At 67.3% G+C, this 20511-nt stretch carries 18 protein-coding genes; 8 read left to right on the top strand and 10 right to left on the bottom strand.

Going from position 1 to position 20511, the window contains the following annotated elements:
* Positions 1 to 7: 7 nt before the first annotated feature.
* Complete coding sequence (locus tag HPC46_RS09880) at positions 8 to 1252, top strand: aminodeoxychorismate synthase component I (RefSeq protein WP_179469257.1); 1245 nt, start codon at positions 8 to 10, stop codon at positions 1250 to 1252.
* Here the strand turns inward: HPC46_RS09880 and rsmI are convergent.
* Positions 1219 to 2058, bottom strand: coding sequence for a 16S rRNA (cytidine(1402)-2'-O)-methyltransferase (gene rsmI, locus HPC46_RS09875; protein ID WP_179469255.1), 840 nt, complete (start codon positions 2056 to 2058; stop codon positions 1219 to 1221). The two genes, HPC46_RS09880 and rsmI, sit on opposite strands and share 34 nt — an antisense overlap.
* Before the next feature lie 25 nt (positions 2059 to 2083).
* Here rsmI and HPC46_RS09870 point away from each other — a divergent pair, with 25 nt between their 5' ends.
* On the top strand, positions 2084 to 3634 hold the full coding sequence (locus HPC46_RS09870; RefSeq protein ID WP_179469253.1) for a dolichyl-phosphate-mannose--protein mannosyltransferase: 1551 nt from the start codon (positions 2084 to 2086) through the stop codon (positions 3632 to 3634).
* A 24-nt stretch (positions 3635 to 3658) separates the two neighbouring features.
* On the opposite strand, the gene HPC46_RS09865 is transcribed toward HPC46_RS09870, so the two are convergent.
* Positions 3659 to 4585, bottom strand: a complete 927-nt coding sequence (locus tag HPC46_RS09865; RefSeq protein WP_179469251.1) for an LLM class F420-dependent oxidoreductase — start codon at positions 4583 to 4585, stop codon at positions 3659 to 3661.
* A 90-nt stretch (positions 4586 to 4675) separates the two neighbouring features.
* On the opposite strand from HPC46_RS09865, the gene HPC46_RS09860 reads away from it, so the two are divergent.
* Both HPC46_RS09860 and HPC46_RS09855 read left to right on the top strand, forming a co-directional pair.
* Positions 4676 to 5815: an NDMA-dependent alcohol dehydrogenase gene (locus HPC46_RS09860; RefSeq protein WP_179469249.1), complete on the top strand. Its 1140-nt coding sequence runs from the start codon at positions 4676 to 4678 to the stop codon at positions 5813 to 5815.
* A 5-nt stretch (positions 5816 to 5820) separates the two neighbouring features.
* Positions 5821 to 8109 carry a CaiB/BaiF CoA-transferase family protein gene (locus HPC46_RS09855; protein WP_179469247.1) on the top strand — a complete coding sequence of 763 codons (2289 nt, stop codon included), beginning with the start codon at positions 5821 to 5823 and terminating at the stop codon, positions 8107 to 8109.
* Here the strand turns inward: HPC46_RS09855 and HPC46_RS09850 are convergent.
* The 4 genes from HPC46_RS09850 to arcA are packed head-to-tail and all read right to left on the bottom strand — an operon-like array spanning position 8049 to position 14005.
* The gene (locus HPC46_RS09850; RefSeq protein WP_179469245.1) at positions 8049 to 9617 is read right to left on the bottom strand and encodes a flavin-containing monooxygenase; all 1569 of its coding nucleotides are present in this window, start codon (positions 9615 to 9617) and stop codon (positions 8049 to 8051) included. The two genes, HPC46_RS09855 and HPC46_RS09850, sit on opposite strands and share 61 nt — an antisense overlap.
* Positions 9614 to 11353, bottom strand: coding sequence for a flavin-containing monooxygenase (locus tag HPC46_RS09845; RefSeq protein WP_179469243.1), 1740 nt, complete (start codon positions 11351 to 11353; stop codon positions 9614 to 9616). Before HPC46_RS09845 ends, HPC46_RS09850 begins: the two co-directional genes overlap by 4 nt.
* A gap of 10 nt (positions 11354 to 11363) precedes the next feature.
* Positions 11364 to 12812, bottom strand: coding sequence for an aldehyde dehydrogenase (locus HPC46_RS09840; protein WP_407665488.1), 1449 nt, complete (start codon positions 12810 to 12812; stop codon positions 11364 to 11366).
* Complete coding sequence (gene arcA, locus HPC46_RS09835) at positions 12809 to 14005, bottom strand: arginine deiminase (RefSeq protein WP_036421255.1); 1197 nt, start codon at positions 14003 to 14005, stop codon at positions 12809 to 12811. The genes HPC46_RS09840 and arcA overlap by 4 nt, the downstream gene beginning before the upstream one ends.
* Positions 14006 to 14064: 59 nt before the next feature.
* Between arcA and soxR the strand changes: the two genes are divergently transcribed.
* Positions 14065 to 14496, top strand: coding sequence for a redox-sensitive transcriptional activator SoxR (soxR, locus tag HPC46_RS09830; protein ID WP_179469241.1), 432 nt, complete (start codon positions 14065 to 14067; stop codon positions 14494 to 14496).
* Positions 14497 to 14536: 40 nt separating this feature from the next.
* Positions 14537 to 15133 (top strand): alpha-ketoglutarate-dependent dioxygenase AlkB, encoded by a 597-nt coding sequence (locus tag HPC46_RS09825; RefSeq protein ID WP_179469240.1) that lies wholly within the window; start codon positions 14537 to 14539, stop codon positions 15131 to 15133.
* Positions 15134 to 15135: 2 nt separating this feature from the next.
* Here HPC46_RS09825 and HPC46_RS09820 read toward each other — a convergent pair whose 3' ends face one another.
* Positions 15136 to 15795 carry a DUF5642 family protein gene (locus tag HPC46_RS09820; protein WP_179469238.1) on the bottom strand — a complete coding sequence of 220 codons (660 nt, stop codon included), beginning with the start codon at positions 15793 to 15795 and terminating at the stop codon, positions 15136 to 15138.
* 29 nt (positions 15796 to 15824) lie between these two features.
* On the bottom strand, positions 15825 to 16502 hold the full coding sequence (locus tag HPC46_RS09815; protein ID WP_325096612.1) for a DUF5642 family protein: 678 nt from the start codon (positions 16500 to 16502) through the stop codon (positions 15825 to 15827).
* Positions 16503 to 16564: 62 nt separating this feature from the next.
* Between HPC46_RS09815 and HPC46_RS09810 the strand changes: the two genes are divergently transcribed.
* A complete protein-coding gene (locus HPC46_RS09810) occupies positions 16565 to 17527 on the top strand; it encodes a bile salt hydrolase (RefSeq protein ID WP_179469236.1) in 963 nt (320 codons plus the stop codon).
* Here the strand turns inward: HPC46_RS09810 and HPC46_RS09805 are convergent.
* Complete coding sequence (locus HPC46_RS09805) at positions 17524 to 18000, bottom strand: TspO/MBR family protein (protein ID WP_179469234.1); 477 nt, start codon at positions 17998 to 18000, stop codon at positions 17524 to 17526. The genes HPC46_RS09810 and HPC46_RS09805 overlap by 4 nt on opposite strands.
* Entirely contained in the window at positions 17942 to 19288 is a 1347-nt protein-coding gene (locus HPC46_RS09800) for a PE-PPE domain-containing protein (RefSeq protein WP_179469232.1), read from the bottom strand. Before HPC46_RS09800 ends, HPC46_RS09805 begins: the two co-directional genes overlap by 59 nt.
* Positions 19289 to 19511: 223 nt before the next feature.
* Between HPC46_RS09800 and lpqN the strand changes: the two genes are divergently transcribed.
* Positions 19512 to 20216, top strand: coding sequence for an envelope biogenesis lipoprotein LpqN (gene lpqN / locus HPC46_RS09795; protein ID WP_179469230.1), 705 nt, complete (start codon positions 19512 to 19514; stop codon positions 20214 to 20216).
* Positions 20217 to 20511 lie beyond the last annotated feature (295 nt).

The following is a 20511-nucleotide window of genomic DNA, read 5'->3' as shown; positions in this document are numbered from 1 at the left end:
TATGGCGATGCGCATCGACCGGCTCGGAGACCTCGGCACCGCCGCCGAGGTCCTGCGCTCGCTCGCCGGCGCCGCAGCGCGGCGCGGGCTGGCGCCGCCGGCCGCGCTCGTCGGCGAATGGTTCGGTGCTTCCGCGGTGATCGCCCCCACCGTGTCGGCGCGGGCGATCGATCCCGCCGAGGTGTTCGCCGTAGCGCCCGATGGTCCCAGCGAGGCGGTCGGCGGCGGGTGGATCGGTTATCTGTCGTATCCCGACGCCGCGTCCGACGGCGCGCCGCCGCGGATTCCCGAGGCAGCCGGCGGCTGGACCGACAGTGTGCTGCGGCGCGACGTTGATGGCTGCTGGTGGCACGAAAGCCTCTCCGGCGCAACGATCAAAGGGTGGGTGGCTGAGGCGCTGTCCTCTCCGGTTCCGCACAACACCTATGAAATCGACTGGGCAGAACCAGATTTCGCACGCCACCAGGAAGGCGTGCTGGCCGCCCTGGCGGCGATCGGAGCAGGCGAGGTCTACCAGGCTTGCGTGTGCACGCAATTCACCGGCACCCTGCACGGTTCGCCGCTGGAGTTCTTTGCCGATGCGGTCACCCGGACCACACCGGCCCGGGCCGCCTACCTGGCCGGGGACTGGGGTGCGGTGGCCTCGCTGTCACCGGAGTTGTTCGTCCGCCGGGTCGGCGACGAGGTGACATCCAGCCCGATCAAAGGCACGCTGCCGCTGCACTGTGCGCCCGCGGAGCTGCTGGCGTCGGCCAAGGACGTTGCCGAGAACATCATGATCGTCGACCTGGTGCGCAACGACCTGGGCCGGGTCGCCGAAACGGGCTCCGTCACGGTGCCCGAACTACTCAGAGTCCAAGCAGCACCCGGAGTGTGGCATCTGGTGTCGACGGTCGCGGCGACCGTCCGGCCGGAGATCCCGAACGCCGCATTGTTGGCCGCCGCGTTCCCTCCCGCGTCTGTCACGGGAACACCGAAAGGCCGTGCCCGTGAACTACTTTCACAGTGGGAGCCGCGGCGGCGCGGGGTGTACTGCGGCACCGTCGGCATGGCGTCACCGATCGCGGGCACCGAACTCAACGTCGCCATCCGCACCGTCGAGTTCGACGCGCACGGTACGGCCGTCCTCGGCGTGGGCGGCGGCATCACCGCCGATTCGGACGCGAAAGCCGAGTGGCAGGAATGCCTGCACAAAGCCGCGCCGGTGATTCAGGCCGGTCAGGATTCGCGCGAGCGCAGCACCGCCTCGTAGAGCTCGCGCCGCGACGGTGCGCCCGGGTGGGCCTCGATCACCTGCGCGCACGCGTCCTTCACGCGCAGCCCGTCGTCCACCAGGGCGTCGACCTCGGCGAGCAGGGTCGGCAAGTCGGTCGTCGGCAGCGCGCCGGCCAGCACCACGGTGATCTCGCCGAGCACCTTCTCGTCGGCCCACTTCGCGAGCTCGGCCAGCGTGCCGCGCCGGATCTCCTCGTGCACCTTCGTCAGCTCGCGGCAGACCACCGCGCGACGCTGTCCGCCGAGTTCGTCGACGGCGTCGCGCAGGCAGTCGGCCAGCCGCCGTGGTGACTCGAAGAACACACAGGTGCGCTGCTCGGCGGCCAACGCAGCCAGCCACGTCCGCCGCGCGGACTGCTTACGCGGCGCGAACCCCTCGAAGCAGAACCGGTCCGACGCCAGCCCGGACACGGCCAGCGCGGTGGTCACGGCCGACGGACCGGGCAGACAGCTCACCGGCAGGTCTTCTTCGACGCAGGCTGCGACCATGCGGTAACCGGGATCGTTGATCAGAGGCATCCCGGCGTCACTGACCACCAAGACAGTCGCGCCGCCCTTGATGTCGTCGACGAGTTGGGGCACCCGGGCGGCCTCGTTCTGGTCGAACAGGCTGACCACGCGACCGCGGATCTTCACACCGAGCGACTGGGCCAGGGTCCGCACCCGCCGGGTGTCCTCGGCGGCGACCACATCGGCGGTGGACAGAGCGTCGACCAGTCGTTTCGACGCGTCGCCCGGCTGGCCCAATGGTGTGGCGCCGAGCAGCAGTCTCCCGGCAGTCATGCAGGACAGAATACGATCGCTAGCGATGACCACGACCGTCGACGACCTGGATGCGCATCAGCGCCACGCGCCCGTCATCAGCCCCGGCCCGCTGGTGCCGGTCGCCGATTTCGGCCCGCTGGACCGCATCGAGGGCTGGGTGGCTACTGCGATCATCACCGCCCTGGCCGCGCTGACCCGGCTGATGAACCTCGGGTCGCCGACCGACGCGGGCACCCCGATCTTCGACGAGAAGCACTACGCGCCGCAGGCCTGGCAGATGCTGCACAACTACGGCGTCGAGGACAACCCCGGCTTCGGCCTGGTCGTGCACCCGCCGATGGGCAAGCAGCTGATCGCGTTCGGCGAGGCGATCTTCGGCTACAACGGCGTGGGCTGGCGGTTCACCAGCGCGATCCTCGGGATCGCTCTGGTCTTGCTGGTCGTGCGGATCGTGCGGCGGATCAGCCGCTCGACGCTGGTCGGTGCGATCGCCGGGCTGCTGCTGATCGCCGACGGCGTGAGCTTCGTCGCGGCGCGGACCTCACTGCTCGACGGCTTCCTGACCTTCTTCGTCGTCGCGGCGTTCGGGGCGTTGATCGTCGACCGCGATCAGATGCGCGAACGCATGCACAACGCCCTGCTCGAGGGGCGCATCGCCGAGACGCCGTGGGGCCCGCGGCTCGGTGTGCGGTGGTGGCGTTTCGGCGCGGGTGTGCTGCTGGGCCTGGCGTTCGCGACCAAGTGGTCGGGGCTGTACTACATCGTGTTCTTCGGCGCGATGTCGCTGGCGTTCGACATCGCCGCGCGGCGGGCCTACCGGGTACCGAGGCCGTGGTTCGGGGCGATCCGGCGGGATCTGGGGCCGACGGCTTACGTCTTTCTGCTGATCCCGTTCGCGGTGTATCTGGCGTCCTATGCGCCGTGGTTCTCCTCGGAGACGGCCGTCAACCGCTACGAGGTCGGGCAGTCGATCGGCGAACGGCAGTGGTATCAGCCACCGGACGCGATCCGGTCGCTGTGGCACTACACGTACAAGGCCTATCACTTCCACTCGACGCTGACGAACGCGAACGGCAACCACCATCCGTGGGAGTCCAAGCCGTGGACGTGGCCGATGTCGCTGCGGCCCGTGCTGTACGCGATCGACAACCAGAACGTGCCCGGCTGCGGGGCGGCATCGTGTGTGAAGGCCGTGATGCTCGTCGGCACACCGGCGATGTGGTGGCTGGCGGTGCCCGTCCTCGTCTACGCGCTCTGGCGGGCGTTCGTCCGTCGCGACTGGCGGTATGCGGTCGTGCTCACCGGCTACAGCGCCGGCTTCCTGCCCTGGTTCGCCGACATCGACCGGCAGATGTACTTCTTCTATGCGGTGCCGATGGCGCCGTTCCTGGTCATGGGAATCGCGCTGATCCTCGGCGATCTCCTGCACGCGCCCAACCAGAATGCCGAACGACGAACGTTGGGGCTGATCGTCGTGAGCTGCTATGTCGCCGTCGTGATCACGAACTTCGCCTGGCTGTATCCGGTGCTGACCGGCGTCCCGATCTCGCAGTCGACGTGGAACATGGAGATCTGGCTGCCGAGCTGGCGGTGATTTCAGGCTCGGCGGAGTGTGGCGTCAGAGCCCCAGCAGCGGCTTGAGTAGCTCGCCGACGGCGGCGACACCGCCGGGCTTGTATCCGTTGATCGTGGCCGAACTCAGGATGACACCGTCGACGCCGGCGTCGAACACCTTCGTCTTGATCTGATCAGCGATCTGCTCCGGGCTGCCGAAGACGGCCTGCTGCTTGAAGTCATCCGGGATCATGTCCGCGGTGACGTTCTCGTCGATCAGCGCGATGGCGAGCACGCTGGTTTCCAACGTGGCCGGGTCGCGGCCGACCTTCTCGCACGCCTCCTTGACCACAGCCACCTTGCGGGGCAGCTCGTCGAAGCCGGCGATGATGTTCAGATGGTCGAAGTACTTGGCGGCCAGCGGAATTGTCTTCTTCTCACCACTGCCACCGATCATCAGCGGAATGTGGTCGCGGAAGCGGGGATTGGCAAATGCCTCATTGGTGCGGTAGTACTTGCCGTCCACGCTGACACGCTCGCCCTTGAGCATCGGCAGGATGATCTCCAGCGCTTCGTCGAGCTTGTTGAAGCGGTCGGTGAACGTGCCGAACTCATAGCCCAGCGAGTCGTGCTCGAGCTCGAACCAGCCGGTGCCGATCCCGAGAATGGCCCGCCCCTGGCTGATCACGTCGAGGGTGGTGATCGCCTTGGCCAGCAACGTCGGGTTGCGGTAGCTGTTGCCGGTGACCAGCGTGCCCAGCTGCACACGCTGCGTCGCGGTGGCCAGCGCACCCAGGGCGGTGTAGGCCTCCAGCATCGGTTCCTCGGGCGCACCGAGGCCGGGCAGTTGGTAGAAATGGTCCATCACGAAGACCGAGTCGAAGCCGGCCGCCTCAGCTTCTTGAGCCTGGGCGATCACGGTGGGAAAGAGTTCCTCGACGCCGGTGCCGTAGGAGAAGTTCGGAATCTGAAGTCCAAGTTTGATTGCCACGAGCTCAACGTAAGCCCGAATAACCGGGGCGCGCGCCCCGTTTCACTCTCCGCGAACTGAGGAATAACTCTGCCCCGTAAGGTCTGGGCCATGAGGAGCCGCGCCGCCATCGTCCGCGAGGTGGGCGGCGCCTGGTCGGTCGAAGAGTTCGAGCTCGATCCCCCGCGCGCAGGTGAGGTGCTGATCCAGATGGCCGCAGCCGGCCTCTGCCATTCCGACGACCACATCCGCAACGGTTTCATGTCGCCGCCCGGCGCGCCGAAGACCCGTCCGCCGACGATCGGCGGCCACGAGGGTTCCGGGGTGGTGGTCGAGGTCGGCCCCGGCGTCAGCGGGCTGGCCGCCGGTGATCACGTGGTGACCTCGTTCGTCGCGGTGTGCGGTCACTGCCGCTGGTGCGCCTCGGGCATGGAGTACTTGTGCGACAAGGGTGCCGGGGTGCTGATTCCCGGCATGCCGACCGACGGGACCTTCCGCCACCACACCCTCGACGGCCACGACGTCGGGCACACCTCCAAGATCGGCGCCTTCGCCGAACACACTGTGGTCGCCGCTGATTCGCTGGTGAAGATCGACCCCGACATCCCGCTGGTGCCCGCCGCGCTGCTGGCATGCGCAATCCCGACCGGCTACGGCTCGTCGGCCCACCGCGGCAATGTGCGCGGCGGCGACACCGTGGTCGTGGTCGGCGCAGGCGGGATCGGGACGGCCGCCATCCAAGGGGCGCGGATAAACGGCGCGACGACGATCGTTGCCGTGGATCCCCGTGAAAGCAAACGGAAGTCGGCGCGCGATTTCGGCGCGACGCACACGGCCGCGTCGGCAGGCGAAGCCGTCGACCTGGTCCGGGACCTGACGTGCGGGGTGATGGCCGACTGCGTGGTCGTCGCACCCTCCGACATCACCGGGGACGACGTGCGCGACGCATTGGCGCTGACCCGCAAGGGCGGCACCTGCGTGCTGACCGGGATGGCGCCCGCCGGTGGACTGATTGTGCACCTCGACGTCCAAGATCTGGTGCTGATGAACAAGAACCTGTGCGGGACGGTGTTCGGCTCATGCAACCCACGGGCCGAAATCCCGTTGCTGGCAAGCATGTACACCGCAGGGCAGCTGCGCCTCGATGAGATGATCACCCGCCGCTACCGTCTCGACGACATCAACACCGCATTCGACGACCTGCTGGCCGGTGAGCTGGTCCGTGGTGTGATCGACTTCGGGATCGCCTGACTCACATGGCTTCTCCGCTGTCGGGTATCCGGGTGCTCGAGATCGGCGACCGGATCGCCACCGCATACTGCGGAAAGCTGTTGCGCGACGCCGGTGCCGACGTGGTGATGGTCGAACCGCCCGCCGGGCACCGGCTGCGCCGCTACCGACCCGCCGGCGTTCCCCCGTCTGCAGGCGACAGCCCGTTCTTCGCGTTCCTGGCCGGCGGCAAACGCAGCATCACAAGCCCGACCGTGTCACCCGAGTTGCTGGACTCCGCCGATGTCGTGGTCCTCGGCGCGACACCGCGACAAGCCACCGAGATGGGTCTGGACCGCGACGAAATCACCCGCCGCACAACGGTGGTCACCGTGTCCGACTTCGGCTGGACCGGACCCTGGATCGAGTTGCCCGCCACCGAGTTCACCCTGCAGGGCTGGTGCGGATCGACCGGCTCGCGAGGCGAGCCCGAACGTCCGCCGATCGCCGTCGGCGGCGACCTCGGCGAGTTCATCGCAGGCAGCTACGCCGCCTTCTTCGCGCTCGCCGCCCATCGCGGCGGTGGCCCGTTCGACATGTCGGTCCTGGAGGCCATGACCACCTCGATGCAGGTTTTCTCCTGGCTCCGCAAGGAATTGATGCTGCTGGAGGTGCTCGGACGCTCCACCGAAGTGCCGTCGGTCGAACGCGCCAAGGACGGCTACGTCGGCATCTCGATGGCCACCGGGCAGCAGTGGCAGGACTTCTGCGCCATGGTCGAATGCCCCGACCTTGCCGATGTGCCCGAGTTGCGTTTCCAGGTGGGGCGTTGGGAACAGCGAGATCTCATCCGGGCCCGCACCGCGGAATTCTTCGAAACCCACACGGTCGACGAGATCGTGGAATTGGCCGCGCTGTTCCGGATTCCGATGACCGCCATCGGCAACGGCGAAACCCTCACCGGAATGGACCATTTCATCGAGCGGGAATCCTTCCTCGACCATCCCTCCGGTTTTCGCGCGCCCCGGGCACCGTGGCGGATGACCAGCACACCCCCGCTGCCGCCGGCCCTGCCACCCGGGCTCGGCGACACCGAGAACCCCTGGCCGCCAAGCGAGTCGCGCACGCGAAGTACGGGCCTGCCTCTCGAAGGTGTCCGGATCGTCGACCTGACCGCGTTCTGGGCCGGACCGACAGCGACCCATCTGCTGGGCATGCTCGGCGCCGATGTGGTCAAGATCGAATCGGTGCAGCGTCCCGACGGGATGCGATTCGCCGGCGGCTTCCGCGAGGACGTCGAACGGTGGTGGGAGTACAGCTGGGTGTTCCACGGCGTGAACTCCGGCAAGCGCTCGATCACCCTCGATCTCGCATCCGACGAAGGCCGAACGCTGCTCGGCCGTCTGGTCGCCGAGGCCGACGTGGTGGTGGAGAACTTCACCCCCCGGGTGATGGAGAACTTCGGGCTGAGTTATGAGGAGCTGCGCGGCTTCAACGAGCGGATCATCGAGGTCCGCATGCCGGGGTTCGGGCTCGACGGACCGTGGCGCGACCGGGTCGGGTTCGCGATGACCATGGAGCAGCTGGCCGGACTGGCCTGGCTCACCGGATATCCCGATGGTCTGCCCACCGCGCCACGTGGCGCGTGTGATCCGCTGGCCGGTGTGCATGCCGCATTTCTGACCCTTGCGGCGCTCGAACACCGCAGCCGCACCGGAGCGGGACAGCTTGTCGAACTGCCGATGATCGACGTGGTGCTCAACGCCAGCGCGCTACAGGTGATCGAGCGCGACGTCGCCGGGGTACTGCTGACCCGCCGGGGCAATCGCGGGCACGAGTTCGCCGTGCAGAACGTCTACGCCTGCGCGGGTGAGGAGCAATGGATCGCGGTCAGCATCCGTCACGACGCCGACTGGACTGCCCTCAAATGCGTTCTCGGGCAACCGGCATGGGCGCGCGACATCACCTACGGCGCAGAATCCGCCGACCAGATCGACACCCATCTGGCCGACTGGTGCAAACACCGGCCCCGCGACGAGGCCGTCACCGCGCTGCTCGCCGCGGGCATCCCGGCCGCGCCGGTCGTACAGCCCCCTGATGTGATCGACAACGCCGCGCTGCAGGCTCGCGGTTTCTTCCAGACGGTCACCCACCCGCTGTGTGGTCCGCTGCCCTACCCGCGGCCGCCGGTCACGGGTCACTTCGTGAACAGCCCCGCCCCGCTGTTGGGGCAGGACAACACCGAAATCCTCAGCGGATCATTGGGTTTGACGGATCAGGACCTGGCTCGGCTGGAGGCCGGCAAGATCATCGGAACCTGGCCGCTGGGCCTCTGAGGATCCGTGCGGTGGATCCAGTCGCCGGTCCGCAGGCGCCAGGTGCGTCGCGCGTATTCGAGTTCGTTGTACGGCCACTGCGTGACGATGCGTCCTCCGGGTGACCGAAAATAGCTGCCGCACTGCGTCCATACCGTCTGCTCGAGTTCGGCCGAGATCTCATCATTGAACCGTCGCTCGGCCTCGGGCCGCACCTCCAGGGTGCCGCCCCTGCGCCCGAGCCGGCCGACGGCGTCGGCGACCATGCGGGCCCCGGCCTCCAGGATGTAGACGATCGAGTTGCCACCCTGGTTGGTGTTGGGCCCGTACAACATGAGGAAATTAGGGAAGCCACTGACCGCGACGCCGAGGTAGGCGCTCGGGTCCTCACCCCACCGCTCATGTAGGGACTGGCCGTCGGTACCGATCACCTCGATACCCGACAGGTAGTGGTTGGTCTGGAATCCGGTGGCCAGCACGATGGCATCCACGTCGATCGCCGATTGCGCGGTGCACACTCCCGCCTCGGTGATCTTGTCGATGGGCTCGGTCACCAACGACACGTTGTCCTGCTGCAGCGCGGCGTAATAGTCGCCGCCGAGCAGCACCCGCTTACAGCGGAATGGGTAGTCGGGCGTCAGCGCCGCGCGAAGCCCGTCGTCGGCGACAGTGCGGCGCAGGAATTCTTCGGCGATTCCTTGCCGACCGGCAACCAGCGGATCGTCGGCGCGCAGCGCGGTATTGTCGTGCTGTTCCTTCCACAACCGCCAGCGCTCCCGGCGTGCAGCCCACGGGTTGCGGCGGAACCGACCGAGCTGGTCATCGGTGAACGCGCGATCATCCTTGGGCACCATCCAGGGTGGCGTGCGCTGAAAGACGGTCACCTCGGTGGCGATCTTGGCGATCTCCGGAACGACTTGGACGGCGCTGGCACCCGTGCCGATGACCGCCACCCGACGGCCGGCGAGGTCGACGTTCGCATCCCACCGAGAGGTGTGCATGATCGAACCGCCGAAGTCGGTGACGCCGTCGATATCGGGCAGCTTCGGCTCCCCGAACAAGCCCACCGCGCTGACCACCACATCGGCGGAGTAAGTAAAACTACCTCCCGTGCTGAGTGTTTCGAGGTCGAGGTCCCACTGCGAGGCCTCGGCGTTCCAGCGTGCGCTGCGTACGGCCGTGCCACTCAGCAGGTGACGCCTCAGGTCGAAGTCGTCGGCCACCGACTCCAGGTAGGCCAGGATCTCGGGCTGCCGCGCGTAGGTTCGGCTCCAGTTCCGCTTCGGCGCGAACGAGAACGAATAGAGATGGCTCTGGATATCGCACGCCGCACCGGGATAGGTGTTCAGCCGCCATGTTCCGCCGACACCGTCACACCGCTCGATGATCAGCAGGTCGTCGATGCCCCTGCGCCGCAACGCCACCGCCGCGGCCAGACCGCCGAACCCCGCGCCGATGATCGCCACCCGCGGCGAGGGACGCCGCCGTATAGCCGCCCGCAGCCGGCCGGCCACATAGCGCCGTCTCATCCGGCGCCGGCGATGTCGAGACCATCGAACGTGCCGTCGTCTCGCCAGGCGGCCAGAATATCGGCGTATTCGGTTGGCGTGCCGTAGAAGAAGCTGCCCTGCCGCGTCGTGGCGTTGGCCTGGCCCTCCCGGTTGTAATACCCGGGCGTACACGACCGGGCCCGGTCGGCCGTGCCCGCCGATCTGCCGACCACGGTGTCGACCCAGTCGTCCTCCGCGGCGATGGTCGGTTCGACACGGACGACATCACGCGCGAGCGCCTGGGCGATGATCCACGCGACATGGGAAGCCTGGACGTCGAGCAGGTAGGGAAAATTCACCGTGAACCCGGATTGCGCAATGCTTTCCACGAACAGGTTCGGAAATCCCGAGACCAGCAGACCGTGCAATGTGCGTACCCCGTCGCGCCACTTGCCGGTGAGCGTCTGTCCGTCGCGGCCGAGGATCTCGAAGCCGGTCCGCCGCGCGTACTCGGTGCCGACCTCGAAACCCGTCGCGAAGATCAGGCAGTCGATCTCGTGCTCGATCCCGTCGACGACCAGGCCGCGTTCGGTGATGTGCTGCACACCATGGCCTTTGGTGTCGACCAGCGTCACGTTGGGGCGGTTGAATGTCGCCAGGTAGTCATCGTGAAAGCACGGCCGCTTGCAGAAGTAGCCGTACCACGGTTTGAGCGCCTCGGCGGTGTCGGGATCGGTGACGACGGCGTCGACCCTGGCCCGAACCTCCTCCATCTTCGCGAAATCGGCAAGCTCGCCGTCACGCATCACCAACAGCGTCTTGGTTATCGACGTCCAGGCGTCGGCCACTAGGTCCTCGTCGGCCTCGCCGCCAGCCGTGAGCTGCTGGAAGTTCTCGATGCGGCGGCGCTGCCAGCCCGGTGTCAGGGCGGCGGCCCACTGCGGATCGGTCGGCCGGTTGTTGCGGACGTCGACCGACGAGGGCGTGCGCTGGAACACCAAGAGGTGCCCCGCCGCGCGGGCCAGGTGCGGTACGCACTGTACTGCGGTCGCGCCGGTGCCGATGATGCCGATTCGCTTGTCGGCCAACAGCTCCAGATCCTTGCCGGTGTATTCGTAGTCCCACCGGCTGGTGTGGAATGTGTGCCCGCCAAACGATCCGATGCCGGGGATGCCGGGCAGCTTCGGCTTCTGCAGATAGCCGTTGGCCATCGACACGAACCGGGCGCGGATCGCGTCGCCCCGGTCGGTTTCCACGATCCAGCGTGAGAGCTTTCCGTCCCAGCGGATCTGACGAACCTCGGTGTTCAGGCAGGCGTCTCGATAAAGGTCATAGTGTTCGGCGATGCGCTGGCAGTGGACGAAGATCTCCGGGCCCTTGGCGTACTTCTCGGTCGGCAGGTAGCCGGTCTCTTCCAGCAGCGGCATGTAGACGTAGGACTCGACGTCGCAGGCGATGCCGGGGTACCGGTTCCAGTACCAGGTGCCGCCGACGTCGGCGGCCTTGTCGATCAGCCGGATCCGGTCGACGCCGAGTTCGCGCAGCCGCGCCCCGGTCAGCAGCCCACCGAAGCCGGCGCCGATGATCGCGACGTCTACCTCGTCGGTCAGCGGTTCCCGCTCCGCCGGTTCTCCCGACCACGGGTCATGCGCCAATCCCGCGAATTCGCCCGCCACCTCGACGTACTGGCCGATCCCTTCCGGGCGCAGCCGGACCTCGCGCTCTCGGGCATAGCGGGCGCGCAGCGCGTCGGGGTCGAAGGGCAGGTCGGTCACGTTGACGGAACTATATGTGCACCGCGCTGGCGATGACCTTGGTCTCGAGGTATTCCTCGAATCCGGCCACCCCCATTTCGCGGCCGTTGCCCGACTGTTTGTACCCGCCGAAGGGGACGTCGGCCGAGTACCACACTCCCCCATTGACGCTGACGGTCCCGGTCCGCAACCGCGCCGCCACCCGCGCCGCGCGGTCTGGGTCGCCCCATACCGCGGCGGACAGTCCGTACGGTGAGTCGTTGGCGATGCGGACGGCATCGTCGTCACCATCGTGGGCCAGCACCACCAGCACCGGCCCGAAGATCTCCTCGCGGGCAACCCGCGCGGAGTTGTCCAGTCCGCAGATCACGGTCGGCGCGATGAAGTATCCCCGGCTCAGCCCGGTGGGCCTGCCCCCGCCGCACACGAATGAACCGCCTTCGGCCACGGCCAGATCCAGGTAGCCCTGCACCCTCATCCGCTGGCGCGCCGAGATCAGCGGGCCACACACAGTGGCGGGATCGGTCGGGTCGCCCACCGGGACTTCGGCCATCGCCGCCGCGGCGGCCTCGACGGCGTCGTGGTAGCGGTCGCGGGGCACCAGCAACCGGGTGGTGAAAGCGCACCCCTGCCCGGCGTGGCGCGAGACGGCCAGCGCCGCGGCGCCGCAGGCCCGCGCCAGGTCGGCGTCGTCGAGGACCACGGATGCCGACTTGCCGCCAAGTTCGAGGCACACCTTGGTGATGGTCTGCGCGGCAGAAGCCATCACCGCCGCGCCGGTGGCGCTCGACCCGGTGAACGACACCACGTCCACCCTGGGGTCCTCCGCCAGGCGCGCACCCACACGGGGATCGCTCGAGGTCACGATGTTGACGACACCTGGTGGAAAGTCGGTGTGCTCGACGATGATTCGGCCGATGTAGGCCGCACACCACGGAGTCTCGGGGGCCGGTTTGAGGACCACGGTGTTTCCGGCGGCCAACGCGGGACCGAGCTTGGCCAGATTGATCTGGTGCGGAAAGTTGAACGGGGTGATCGCCCCGACGACGCCGTAGGGCTCGCGCACGAGGGTGCGCCGCGAGGCGATCCCCATCGGCGACGCCACCCCGAGATCGGTTTGCCACTCATAGTTTTCGGCGATGCCGGCCGGGAAGGCGAGGTCATTGACCGGGCCCTGCAGGTGGGAGCCGTGGGTGAAGGTGACCGGGGCGCCCACCTCGGCGACGGTGATCTCGCGCAGCGCCTCAATGTCGTCATTGAGTGCCGAGCGCAACTGGCGAAGGCAGTGCACCCGAAGGGCCACGTCCCGCGACCAGTCGCTGTCGTCGAATGCCGCACGGGCCGCGGCGATCGCGGTGTCCATGTCCGCGGAGTCGCCGTCGGCGGCCGACCCGATCGGCTCTTCGGTGGCCGGGTTGATCGTGTCGAATGTGCCGGAGCCACCCGCGACCAGCCGCCCGCCGATGAGCAGATCGGTCACAACGGATCCCGCGCGACCGGACAGGACATGCACCGCGGACCGCCACGCCCCGTGCCGAGCTCGGACGCCGCGATCGGCAACACCTCGATACCCGAATCTTGCAGGCGGGCATTGGTTTCGGCATTGCGTTCATAGGCGACGACGACACCGGGTGCCAGCGCCAGGGTGTTGTTGCCGTCGTCCCACTGCTCACGCTCGGCGGTCACCGGGTCCAGGCCGGTATCGATGACGCGCAACTGCTCGATGTCCATCGCCGCGGCCGCTGCCTTCACGAACGGCGCCTCGTCGAGGATCTTCACCCCGTCGGGAGTCCGCTTGATCGTGAACGCCGACAGCGAATCGCTGATGGCCGGGTACATCACCACGGCGTCGACGTCGACCATCGTGCAGACCGTGTCGAGGTGCATCTGCGCCCGCTCCTGAGCGATCGGCACGGCCAGCACAGTGTGGGCAAGCCCGTCGTCGAACAGGCTGCGCGCCAACGCTTCTGCGCCAGCGGGCGTGGTGCGCTCCCCCACCCCGACGGCCACCACACCGGGTGAGAGCAGCAGCACATCGCCACCTTCGACCGGCGCGGTATGCGACTCGTAGGCGCGGCGTACCCCGAGAAAGCGGGGGTGGTGGGCATAGATCAGGTCGGTCAGAGAAGTTTCGCGCATCCGGGCCGGCAGGGCCAGCGACGTGATAGCCACCCGGGGCCCGATCCAGAACGACGAATCACGGGTGAACAGCAGATTGGGCAACGGCTCGATGACGAAGTCGCCGCCGTGGTGCATGCGGCGCACCAGCGACGTGTCGGTTTTCGTGCCGGCAGGCAGTTCGGTGAAGGTCATGCCTGCCGTCAGGACGTGCGCCAGGTCCGCCGGCTCCAGGCTGCGCAAGTAGGCCGAAAGCTCTTGCGCCAGAGGAAGTCCCAGACGCCGCGCCTCGACAGCCGCGGCGATGCCCTGCATCCGTGCGGCACCGCTGCCCAGCGCCTCGGTCAGCAGGTCGGACATCAGCAGCACCTCCACCCCGCGGGAGCGCAGCAGATCGGCGAACGCGTCGTGCTCCTCCTGCGCCCGCGACACCCACGGCAGTCCGTCGAACAGCAGCTTGTCGTTGTTACGTGGTGTGAGCCGCTGCAATTCGGCGCCGGGCCGGTGCAATATGACGACCCGCAGTGTCCCGACCTCGGAGTTGGAGCCCAGCACGGTGGCAGTCACGAATAGCACCGTAACAACAGGGGAGGCACCCCAACTATCGTTGAGGTGTGACCGAGCAGGAACTGACGCCCGGCGAGCTCGCTCAGCGGGCCGGCGTGGCGATCTCGGCACTGCACTTCTACGAGCGTGAGGGGCTGATCAGCAGCCGCCGAACGTCGGGCAACCAACGCCGCTACCCGCGCGACACGCTGCGGCGGGTGGCGTTCATCCGGATGTCCCAGCGGCTGGGCATCCCGTTGGCCCGGGTCGCCGAGGCGCTGTCGACGTTGCCGACCGACCGAGTCCCGACCAGCAGGGATTGGGCGAAGCTGTCGGCGGGCTGGCGGGAGGATCTCGACGAGCGGATCGGGCATCTGCAGCGGCTGCGCGACAACCTCGCCGACTGCATCGGCTGCGGCTGCCTGAGCCTGCGCAGCTGCGCGCTGTCCAACCCCGACGATGTGCTTGCCGGCCGCGGCCCTGGGGCGGCTCGGCTGTAGATCGCCCAGGCTCGAACAGATGTGCGATATTCTCGGCTCTGTGTCTGTGTCGGTTCAGGGCGCGCTGTTCGAGCACAGTGAGCGCCGCGACCTCGGCGCCGGAGCGTGGATCGAGCTGCGCTCGGCGTGGGTCGAAGATGCCGATGTGCTGTTCGACGGCCTGCTCGGCGGAACCCCCTGGCGCGCAGAACGACGACAGATGTACGACCGCGTCCTCGACGTCCCGCGGCTGGTCAGCTTTCACGATCTGACCGCCGAAGCCCCGCCGCACCCGGTCGTCACCAAGCTGCGCCGCCGCCTCAACGACATTTACGGCGGTGAACTCGGCGAGCAGTTCACCACCGCCGGGCTGTGCCTCTACCGTGACGGCGACGACAGCGTGGCCTGGCATGGCGACACGATCGGCCGCAGCAGCACCGAGGACCCTATGGTCGCGATCGTCAGCCTTGGCGCCACCCGGGTGTTCGCCCTGCGGCCCCGTGGCGGCGGGCCTTCACTGCGGCTCCCTCAACATCACGGCGACCTTCTGGTGATGGGCGGTTCCTGCCAACGCACCTGGGAGCACGCGGTTCCCAAGACCGCGCGGCCCAAAGGACCCCGGATCAGCATCCAGTTCCGCCCGCGCGACGTGCGCTGAGCTCAGCTGCGAACGGCGTTGACACCGGCGACCAGTAGGTCGCGGGCGCGTTGGGTGTTCACCGGCACGACCGCCTTGTCGGGCAGGACCAGCGGGTTGGCGCTGACGATCACCTGATAGACCCCGAAATGGGCCGAGTAGTTGTAGGTCTCGCCGGTGCGTACCTGGTTGGCGACCGTCGCCTGCAGGACTCGGTGCACACCGATCGTCTCGGTGCCGTCGATCTTCGGTGTGTCGACGATCTCGACGAGGCCGCGCATCCCGGAGCCGTTGAAGGTGACCTTCTGGCAGTCCGGCCCTGGCTCGGTCACCGGGATCGGTGAATTGGTTTCGACGGCGATCACGATGAACCGGTTGCCCTGTCCCTGGGCGGAGACGGCGGCCATATTGCCTTCGGTTCCCGTCGGCACGAGTTGTCCGGCGGCGAATTTCGCGCAGGCGGGCGGATCGAACGTCAGTCCGTCCGGCAGTTTCTGCCCGGCCAGCAGCTGCGGATCGATCCCGGTCTTGGCGGTCTCGGACACCTGGAAGTCGGCGCCGAAACTCGACTTCAGCGTCGTCACCTTCGCGATATCGGCCTTCGGCTCCGCCGAGCCGCCCTGGCCGCACGCGACTGTCAATCCGGCACACAAGACTGCGACGGCCGCGCCGGGTTTCACCATCGTGGTCAATGTACCCAACCCGCCGGTGTTCAGCCGCGCAGGGCGGACACCGTCGCAACCAGGAGGTCACCGACGACACGCGAATCCAGCGGCGGGTGCGGCGATCCGGGCTCGGTGACCAGGGTGACGAACACGACGTGGCCGTCCAGGTATGCCTGCGCGGTCAGGGCCTGGCCGTCGGTCTCGGTACCGGACTCGACGACGGTGCGGGTGGTGACCGTCATCGCAACGGTGTCGGCGCCGTCGACGTGGGGCGCATCAGACGTCGGGGCGAGGATGACATCTCCCGTGGTGTGCGCGAACGCCATCGTCCAGTTCGCGCAGTCGCCGATGAGCCCGTGGTCGGGCACACCCTGGCCGGGCACCGCGACGACGACGTAGACGATTCCGCCGGACCCCGATGCGGAGTATCCGCGGGCGCCTCGATCGTCGGGAGCCGGGTCGGCCAGAGCCGCGCATTGGCCAGGGGCGGCCGTCCACCCGGATCCAAAGCCCCACAACCCCGCCGCGCTCAGCGGCCCGGACACCTCGGCGATCTCGTAGCCCGCGGGCAATGCCGACCGGACCCGCTTGATGTTGGCCGGATTGACCGGACCGGCAATGGGCGACGCGCTCGGCGGCGCCGACGGCGATGCCGGTGCCGTACTGGGCTGCGCCGAACACGCGGCCAGCCAGAGCGCCATCAGGCAGACGATGAGCTGCCGCACGGGGTCTTGATACCACTGAATGTTTGCCTGGTGCGCGCGCCTCGCGGGCTAGCCTGTCAGCCATGTGTACTCGCGTGCTGTGGAACACCAATGACCTCGCCGTTCTCACCGGTCGCTCGATGGATTGGCCGGAATCGACCCAGCCGTCGATCGTCGGTTTTGCCCGCGGACGTGAGCGCGACGGCACTCACCCGGCCGGCGTCGTCTCCGATCCCAATCCCCTCCGGTGGACGAGTACGTACTCGAGCCTGGTCACGACCATCTACGGTCTTGGAACCGTCGACGGTCTCAACGAGGCGGGACTGGCCGGGCATGCCCTGTATCTGGAGTCGACCGACTTCGGTCCGCGCGACGCCACGAAACCCGCTGTGCAGGCCGGACTGTGGTTGCAGTACCTACTCGACCAGGCGGACACCGTCGCCGAGGCGCTTCGCCTGATGGACGGCATCGAGGTGCTCAAGGTCTCGGCCCGCGGACGCGACGCCAACCTGCACCTGGCGTTGGAGGACATCGGCGGCGACTCGGCGATCATCGAATTCGCCCAGGGTCGCCCGGTTGTCCACCACGGCCGTCAGTTCACCTTGATGACCAATGATCCGACCTACGATGAGCAGTTGAAATTGCTGTCACTGCAAGACTTCTCACACCCCAGCCGGGAAATGCCACTGCCCGGCAACGTCAACCCGGTCGATCGCTTTCAGCGGGCCGCCTATTATTCAGCGCTGCTGCCCGCACCCGGTTCGCAACGGCAGGCCGTCGCGAGCGTGATGGCGATCATGCGTAACGTCTCGGTTCCGTTCGGGGCGCCGTACGGCGATTTCGGCGTCTACAACACCGAATACCGGACCGTGACCGACCTGACAAACCGGATGTACTTCTTCGAGCTGACCACCAGCCCCAACGTCATCTGGGTCGACATGGACCGGTTGAAGCTCGATGGCGCGCCGGTCGCGGTGAACCCGTACGACGAGTCATTGGTCGGCGACGTCACCGACCGCTTCGTGCCGCACGATCTGCCGTTCTAGCGGTTGAGCCGCCAGATGTCGGTGGACATCAGCGTCGCGAACGAGCACCACAGCGGGTAGGGCGTCAGTGCCGCGCCCAGCTTCGGGTCGGCGTCGGCGGCGCGGCGCGCGAGATCAGCGCTGCTGACCGCCAGCGCTCCCGCCACGACTGCCGACGGTCCGAGCCGGTGCATCTTGAAGAAAAGCCAACTCCAGCCGGCGTTGAGCACCAGGTTCACGCCCAGCGCTCCGGCATAGGCGCGGGCTTTGTCGTCGTTGCCCGCGGCGCGGAATTTCTCGATCGCCGCCGACGACGTGACGGCGATATCGGCGTACAACGAGGTCCACGCCACCGGGAAGACCACGTTCGGCGGAACGTAGCGCGGCTTGCGCAGTGTGGGATACCAGGTCTCGACACCTTGACGGCTGGCGAAGCTACCGGCCACGGCCGCTGCGGCTGTGGCCAACGATGTTGCGACGATCGACTTGCCCATGGCCGCCAACGTACCCGAGCGACGGGCGGCGTAACCCTGATCGCGGCGGCGTGCGAGGTTTCAGGCCTGCCGCACCCTGCGGCCTGGCCGACAGTTGCCGGACAGCCGGCGAGCTCGAGGACGTTGTCGGGGCCGGTGTCGGGGACGACGCGGGGGGCGGCGCCACACCGACGCCGAAGGTGCCCGCCGACCGGGTTCCGAGCGGCCGTCCGAAGCCCGCCTCCTGCAGTCCGTCGTCGAGTCCGACGGGGATCGCGGCAAGAAGATTACGGACCTTCGTCACCGGATCGCTCGAGGCGGCCAGCGTCGCCGGGGCCGGGTCCCCCGGATTGACGCCACGGTCGTAGCCCCATTCGACGATCACCCGCAGCGGCGCGTCGAGCACGTCGAGGATCGGCGCCGGCACGCCGAGCTGCGCGAGTGGCAGCAACAGCGGCAACCGCTCGGCCGGCAACAGGTAGTAGCTGGTGTCCCCGGTGCGACCCTGGTAGATCGCGCCTGCCACCGATTCGGTGTAGTTCGGGTGCAGGTAGACGATTCCGGCCAGCGCATTGAGATCCGCCAGCAGGTTCAGCGGGCGGCGCGGGAAGTCGGCGTACCCGTCGTACTGCCACGTGATGTCGGCGGTGAGGAATCGGCAATTGGCGCCATCGGAATCGCAACTGCCCGTGGGCATGGCACCGTCGAAGGTGACCCCCAGAATCGGGATGTGCAGTCCCGCGAAGCGTTCCAGAATGCCCCCGTTCGGGCGGTTCGGATTGCTCACGAGGATGAAGGAGACCTGCGGTGCGACGGCGGCCGAACTCGCGCTCAGGTTCCGCTTGACGATGGTCGCGATCCTGGCGCTCTGCGAGTAGCCGAAGACCACGTAGCCGGATGTCGACGAATCAGTCGAACCGAAATAGGCTGCCTTGCAAGAAGTCTGACCCTGCAGGCAGCTGCCGAGGTTGTCGACCCCCTGTGCCACCGATGCATCGAACACGGCCGGCCCGACGACCGGCCAGAACTGCTCGGGCGTCTGCACGGCAACCACGTTGTAGCCGCCGGGATCGATCGAGTCCCCGCGCAGTGCACCGGTGGGGGCGATGAAGAGATCGAGTGCGTCGCGGACGTACTGTCCGACGAAATCCGCGGACTCGCCGACCAACGGATGCCCGGTTCCGCCCATGACCAACGCGGTGGTGACGGTCAGCTGAACGCCGACCGTCAACGGTCCGGCGGATCCGAAGACTGCGGTGCACAAGACTCCCAGCATCGCCGCACACAGCAACCGCGCACTCGTGCCCATTGCGCCCCCGCACGCCGGGCGCAACGCCACTGATGGCTTCGCTCGATCCACCGCCGCGACCACGTTGCGCCATTGCAATTACGCGACCTAGGAGCAATCGTGCTCCTGTTGTGCGGCGCAAGTTCACAAACGTTCAAATTCGCTGTGAATCCCATTAAGCTGCTCAATCGGATTTGGTTGGCCACTGGCAGCGGTGCGCCACAACAAAAGGAGAACTCGTTCGATGAACAAGATGACGGCGGTAGCTACGGCGGGCTTGACCGCCGTTTCGTTGAGTTTCGCGCTCGTCGGCTGTGGTTCGGACAGCAAGACCGAGGACAAGACCTCCACGTCGACCTCCACGTCGACCACGACATCCACGTCGAAATCGACTGAGACGTCAACGAGCCCGACGCAGGCCGCCGGCAAGAGCAAGACGATTCAGGATTACCTGAAGGAGAACCAGATTCAGGAAGCGCCGGTGCACCGCGGCGACCCCGGTTCGCCGAATATCGATCTCGCGATGCCGCCCGGCTGGTCGGATGCCGGCGCGCAAACGCCGGAATGGGCCTACGGGGCGATCGTCTTCGACAGCCCGGAGGACAAGGCTGACCCGCCAAGCATCATCGCGATCGTCTCCAAGCTCACCGGCAACGTCGACCCGAAGAAGATCCTCGAGTTCGCGCCCGGCGAGTTGGCGAATCTGCCCCAGTGGGAGGCGCTCGGCGATCCGAGCACGAGCACGCTGAGCGGCTTCGATGCCGTGCAGCTCGGTGGCAACTACGTCAAGGACGGCAAGAAGCGGATCATCGCGCAGAAGACGGTGGTGATCCCCGGTCAGGACGGGCTCTACGTCCTGCAGATGAACGCCGATGCATTGGACGGCCAGGAAGGCCCGCTGATGGACGCCACCGGCATCATCGACGAGAAGACGACGATCACTCCCTGATCGAAGAATTCAGCGGCTGCCGGCGCGACATGCGCCGGCAGCCGCTCTCGTCTTTCTGCTCGATTCGCGTCTACCCGGCGTGGCTGCTCAAGCCCTAGGCGCCTCGAGCCGCCAGATCCCGAATCCCTTTGTGGTTATCCACAGTTCGGGTTTCATCCCCAGATTCGTCCTGTTGCCTCATGTCAAGATGCGCGCGTAGGAGGTTTGACTGCCTCGCGTATGAGTGCGCGTGTGTTGACGCTGTCTCCCGGTTTGCTGGTGGTCAAGATGAGGAGCTGGTTGGTCAATGCGTGAA

Source organism: Mycolicibacterium vinylchloridicum, assembly GCF_013404075.1.
Lineage (GTDB): Bacteria > Actinomycetota > Actinomycetes > Mycobacteriales > Mycobacteriaceae > Mycobacterium > Mycobacterium vinylchloridicum.
Note: the sequence above shows the minus strand (reverse complement) of the source record. Positions and strands in the feature narration are given on the sequence as shown.

What these genes read in the sequence shown, in the direction of transcription:
- HPC46_RS09880 (WP_179469257.1), top strand. Translation starts at nt 8, where the DNA reads ATGCGCATCGACCGGCTCGGAGACCTCGGCACCGCCGCCGAGGTCCTG.
- rsmI (WP_179469255.1), bottom strand. Translation starts at nt 2,058, where the DNA reads ATGACTGCCGGGAGACTGCTGCTCGGCGCCACACCATTGGGCCAGCCG.
- HPC46_RS09870 (WP_179469253.1), top strand. Translation starts at nt 2,084, where the DNA reads ATGACCACGACCGTCGACGACCTGGATGCGCATCAGCGCCACGCGCCC.
- HPC46_RS09860 (WP_179469249.1), top strand. Translation starts at nt 4,676, where the DNA reads ATGAGGAGCCGCGCCGCCATCGTCCGCGAGGTGGGCGGCGCCTGGTCG.
- HPC46_RS09855 (WP_179469247.1), top strand. Translation starts at nt 5,821, where the DNA reads ATGGCTTCTCCGCTGTCGGGTATCCGGGTGCTCGAGATCGGCGACCGG.
- HPC46_RS09850 (WP_179469245.1), bottom strand. Translation starts at nt 9,617, where the DNA reads ATGAGACGGCGCTATGTGGCCGGCCGGCTGCGGGCGGCTATACGGCGG.
- HPC46_RS09820 (WP_179469238.1), bottom strand. Translation starts at nt 15,795, where the DNA reads ATGGTGAAACCCGGCGCGGCCGTCGCAGTCTTGTGTGCCGGATTGACA.
- HPC46_RS09810 (WP_179469236.1), top strand. Translation starts at nt 16,565, where the DNA reads ATGTGTACTCGCGTGCTGTGGAACACCAATGACCTCGCCGTTCTCACC.
- HPC46_RS09805 (WP_179469234.1), bottom strand. Translation starts at nt 18,000, where the DNA reads ATGGGCAAGTCGATCGTCGCAACATCGTTGGCCACAGCCGCAGCGGCC.
- HPC46_RS09800 (WP_179469232.1), bottom strand. Translation starts at nt 19,288, where the DNA reads ATGGGCACGAGTGCGCGGTTGCTGTGTGCGGCGATGCTGGGAGTCTTG.
- lpqN (WP_179469230.1), top strand. Translation starts at nt 19,512, where the DNA reads ATGAACAAGATGACGGCGGTAGCTACGGCGGGCTTGACCGCCGTTTCG.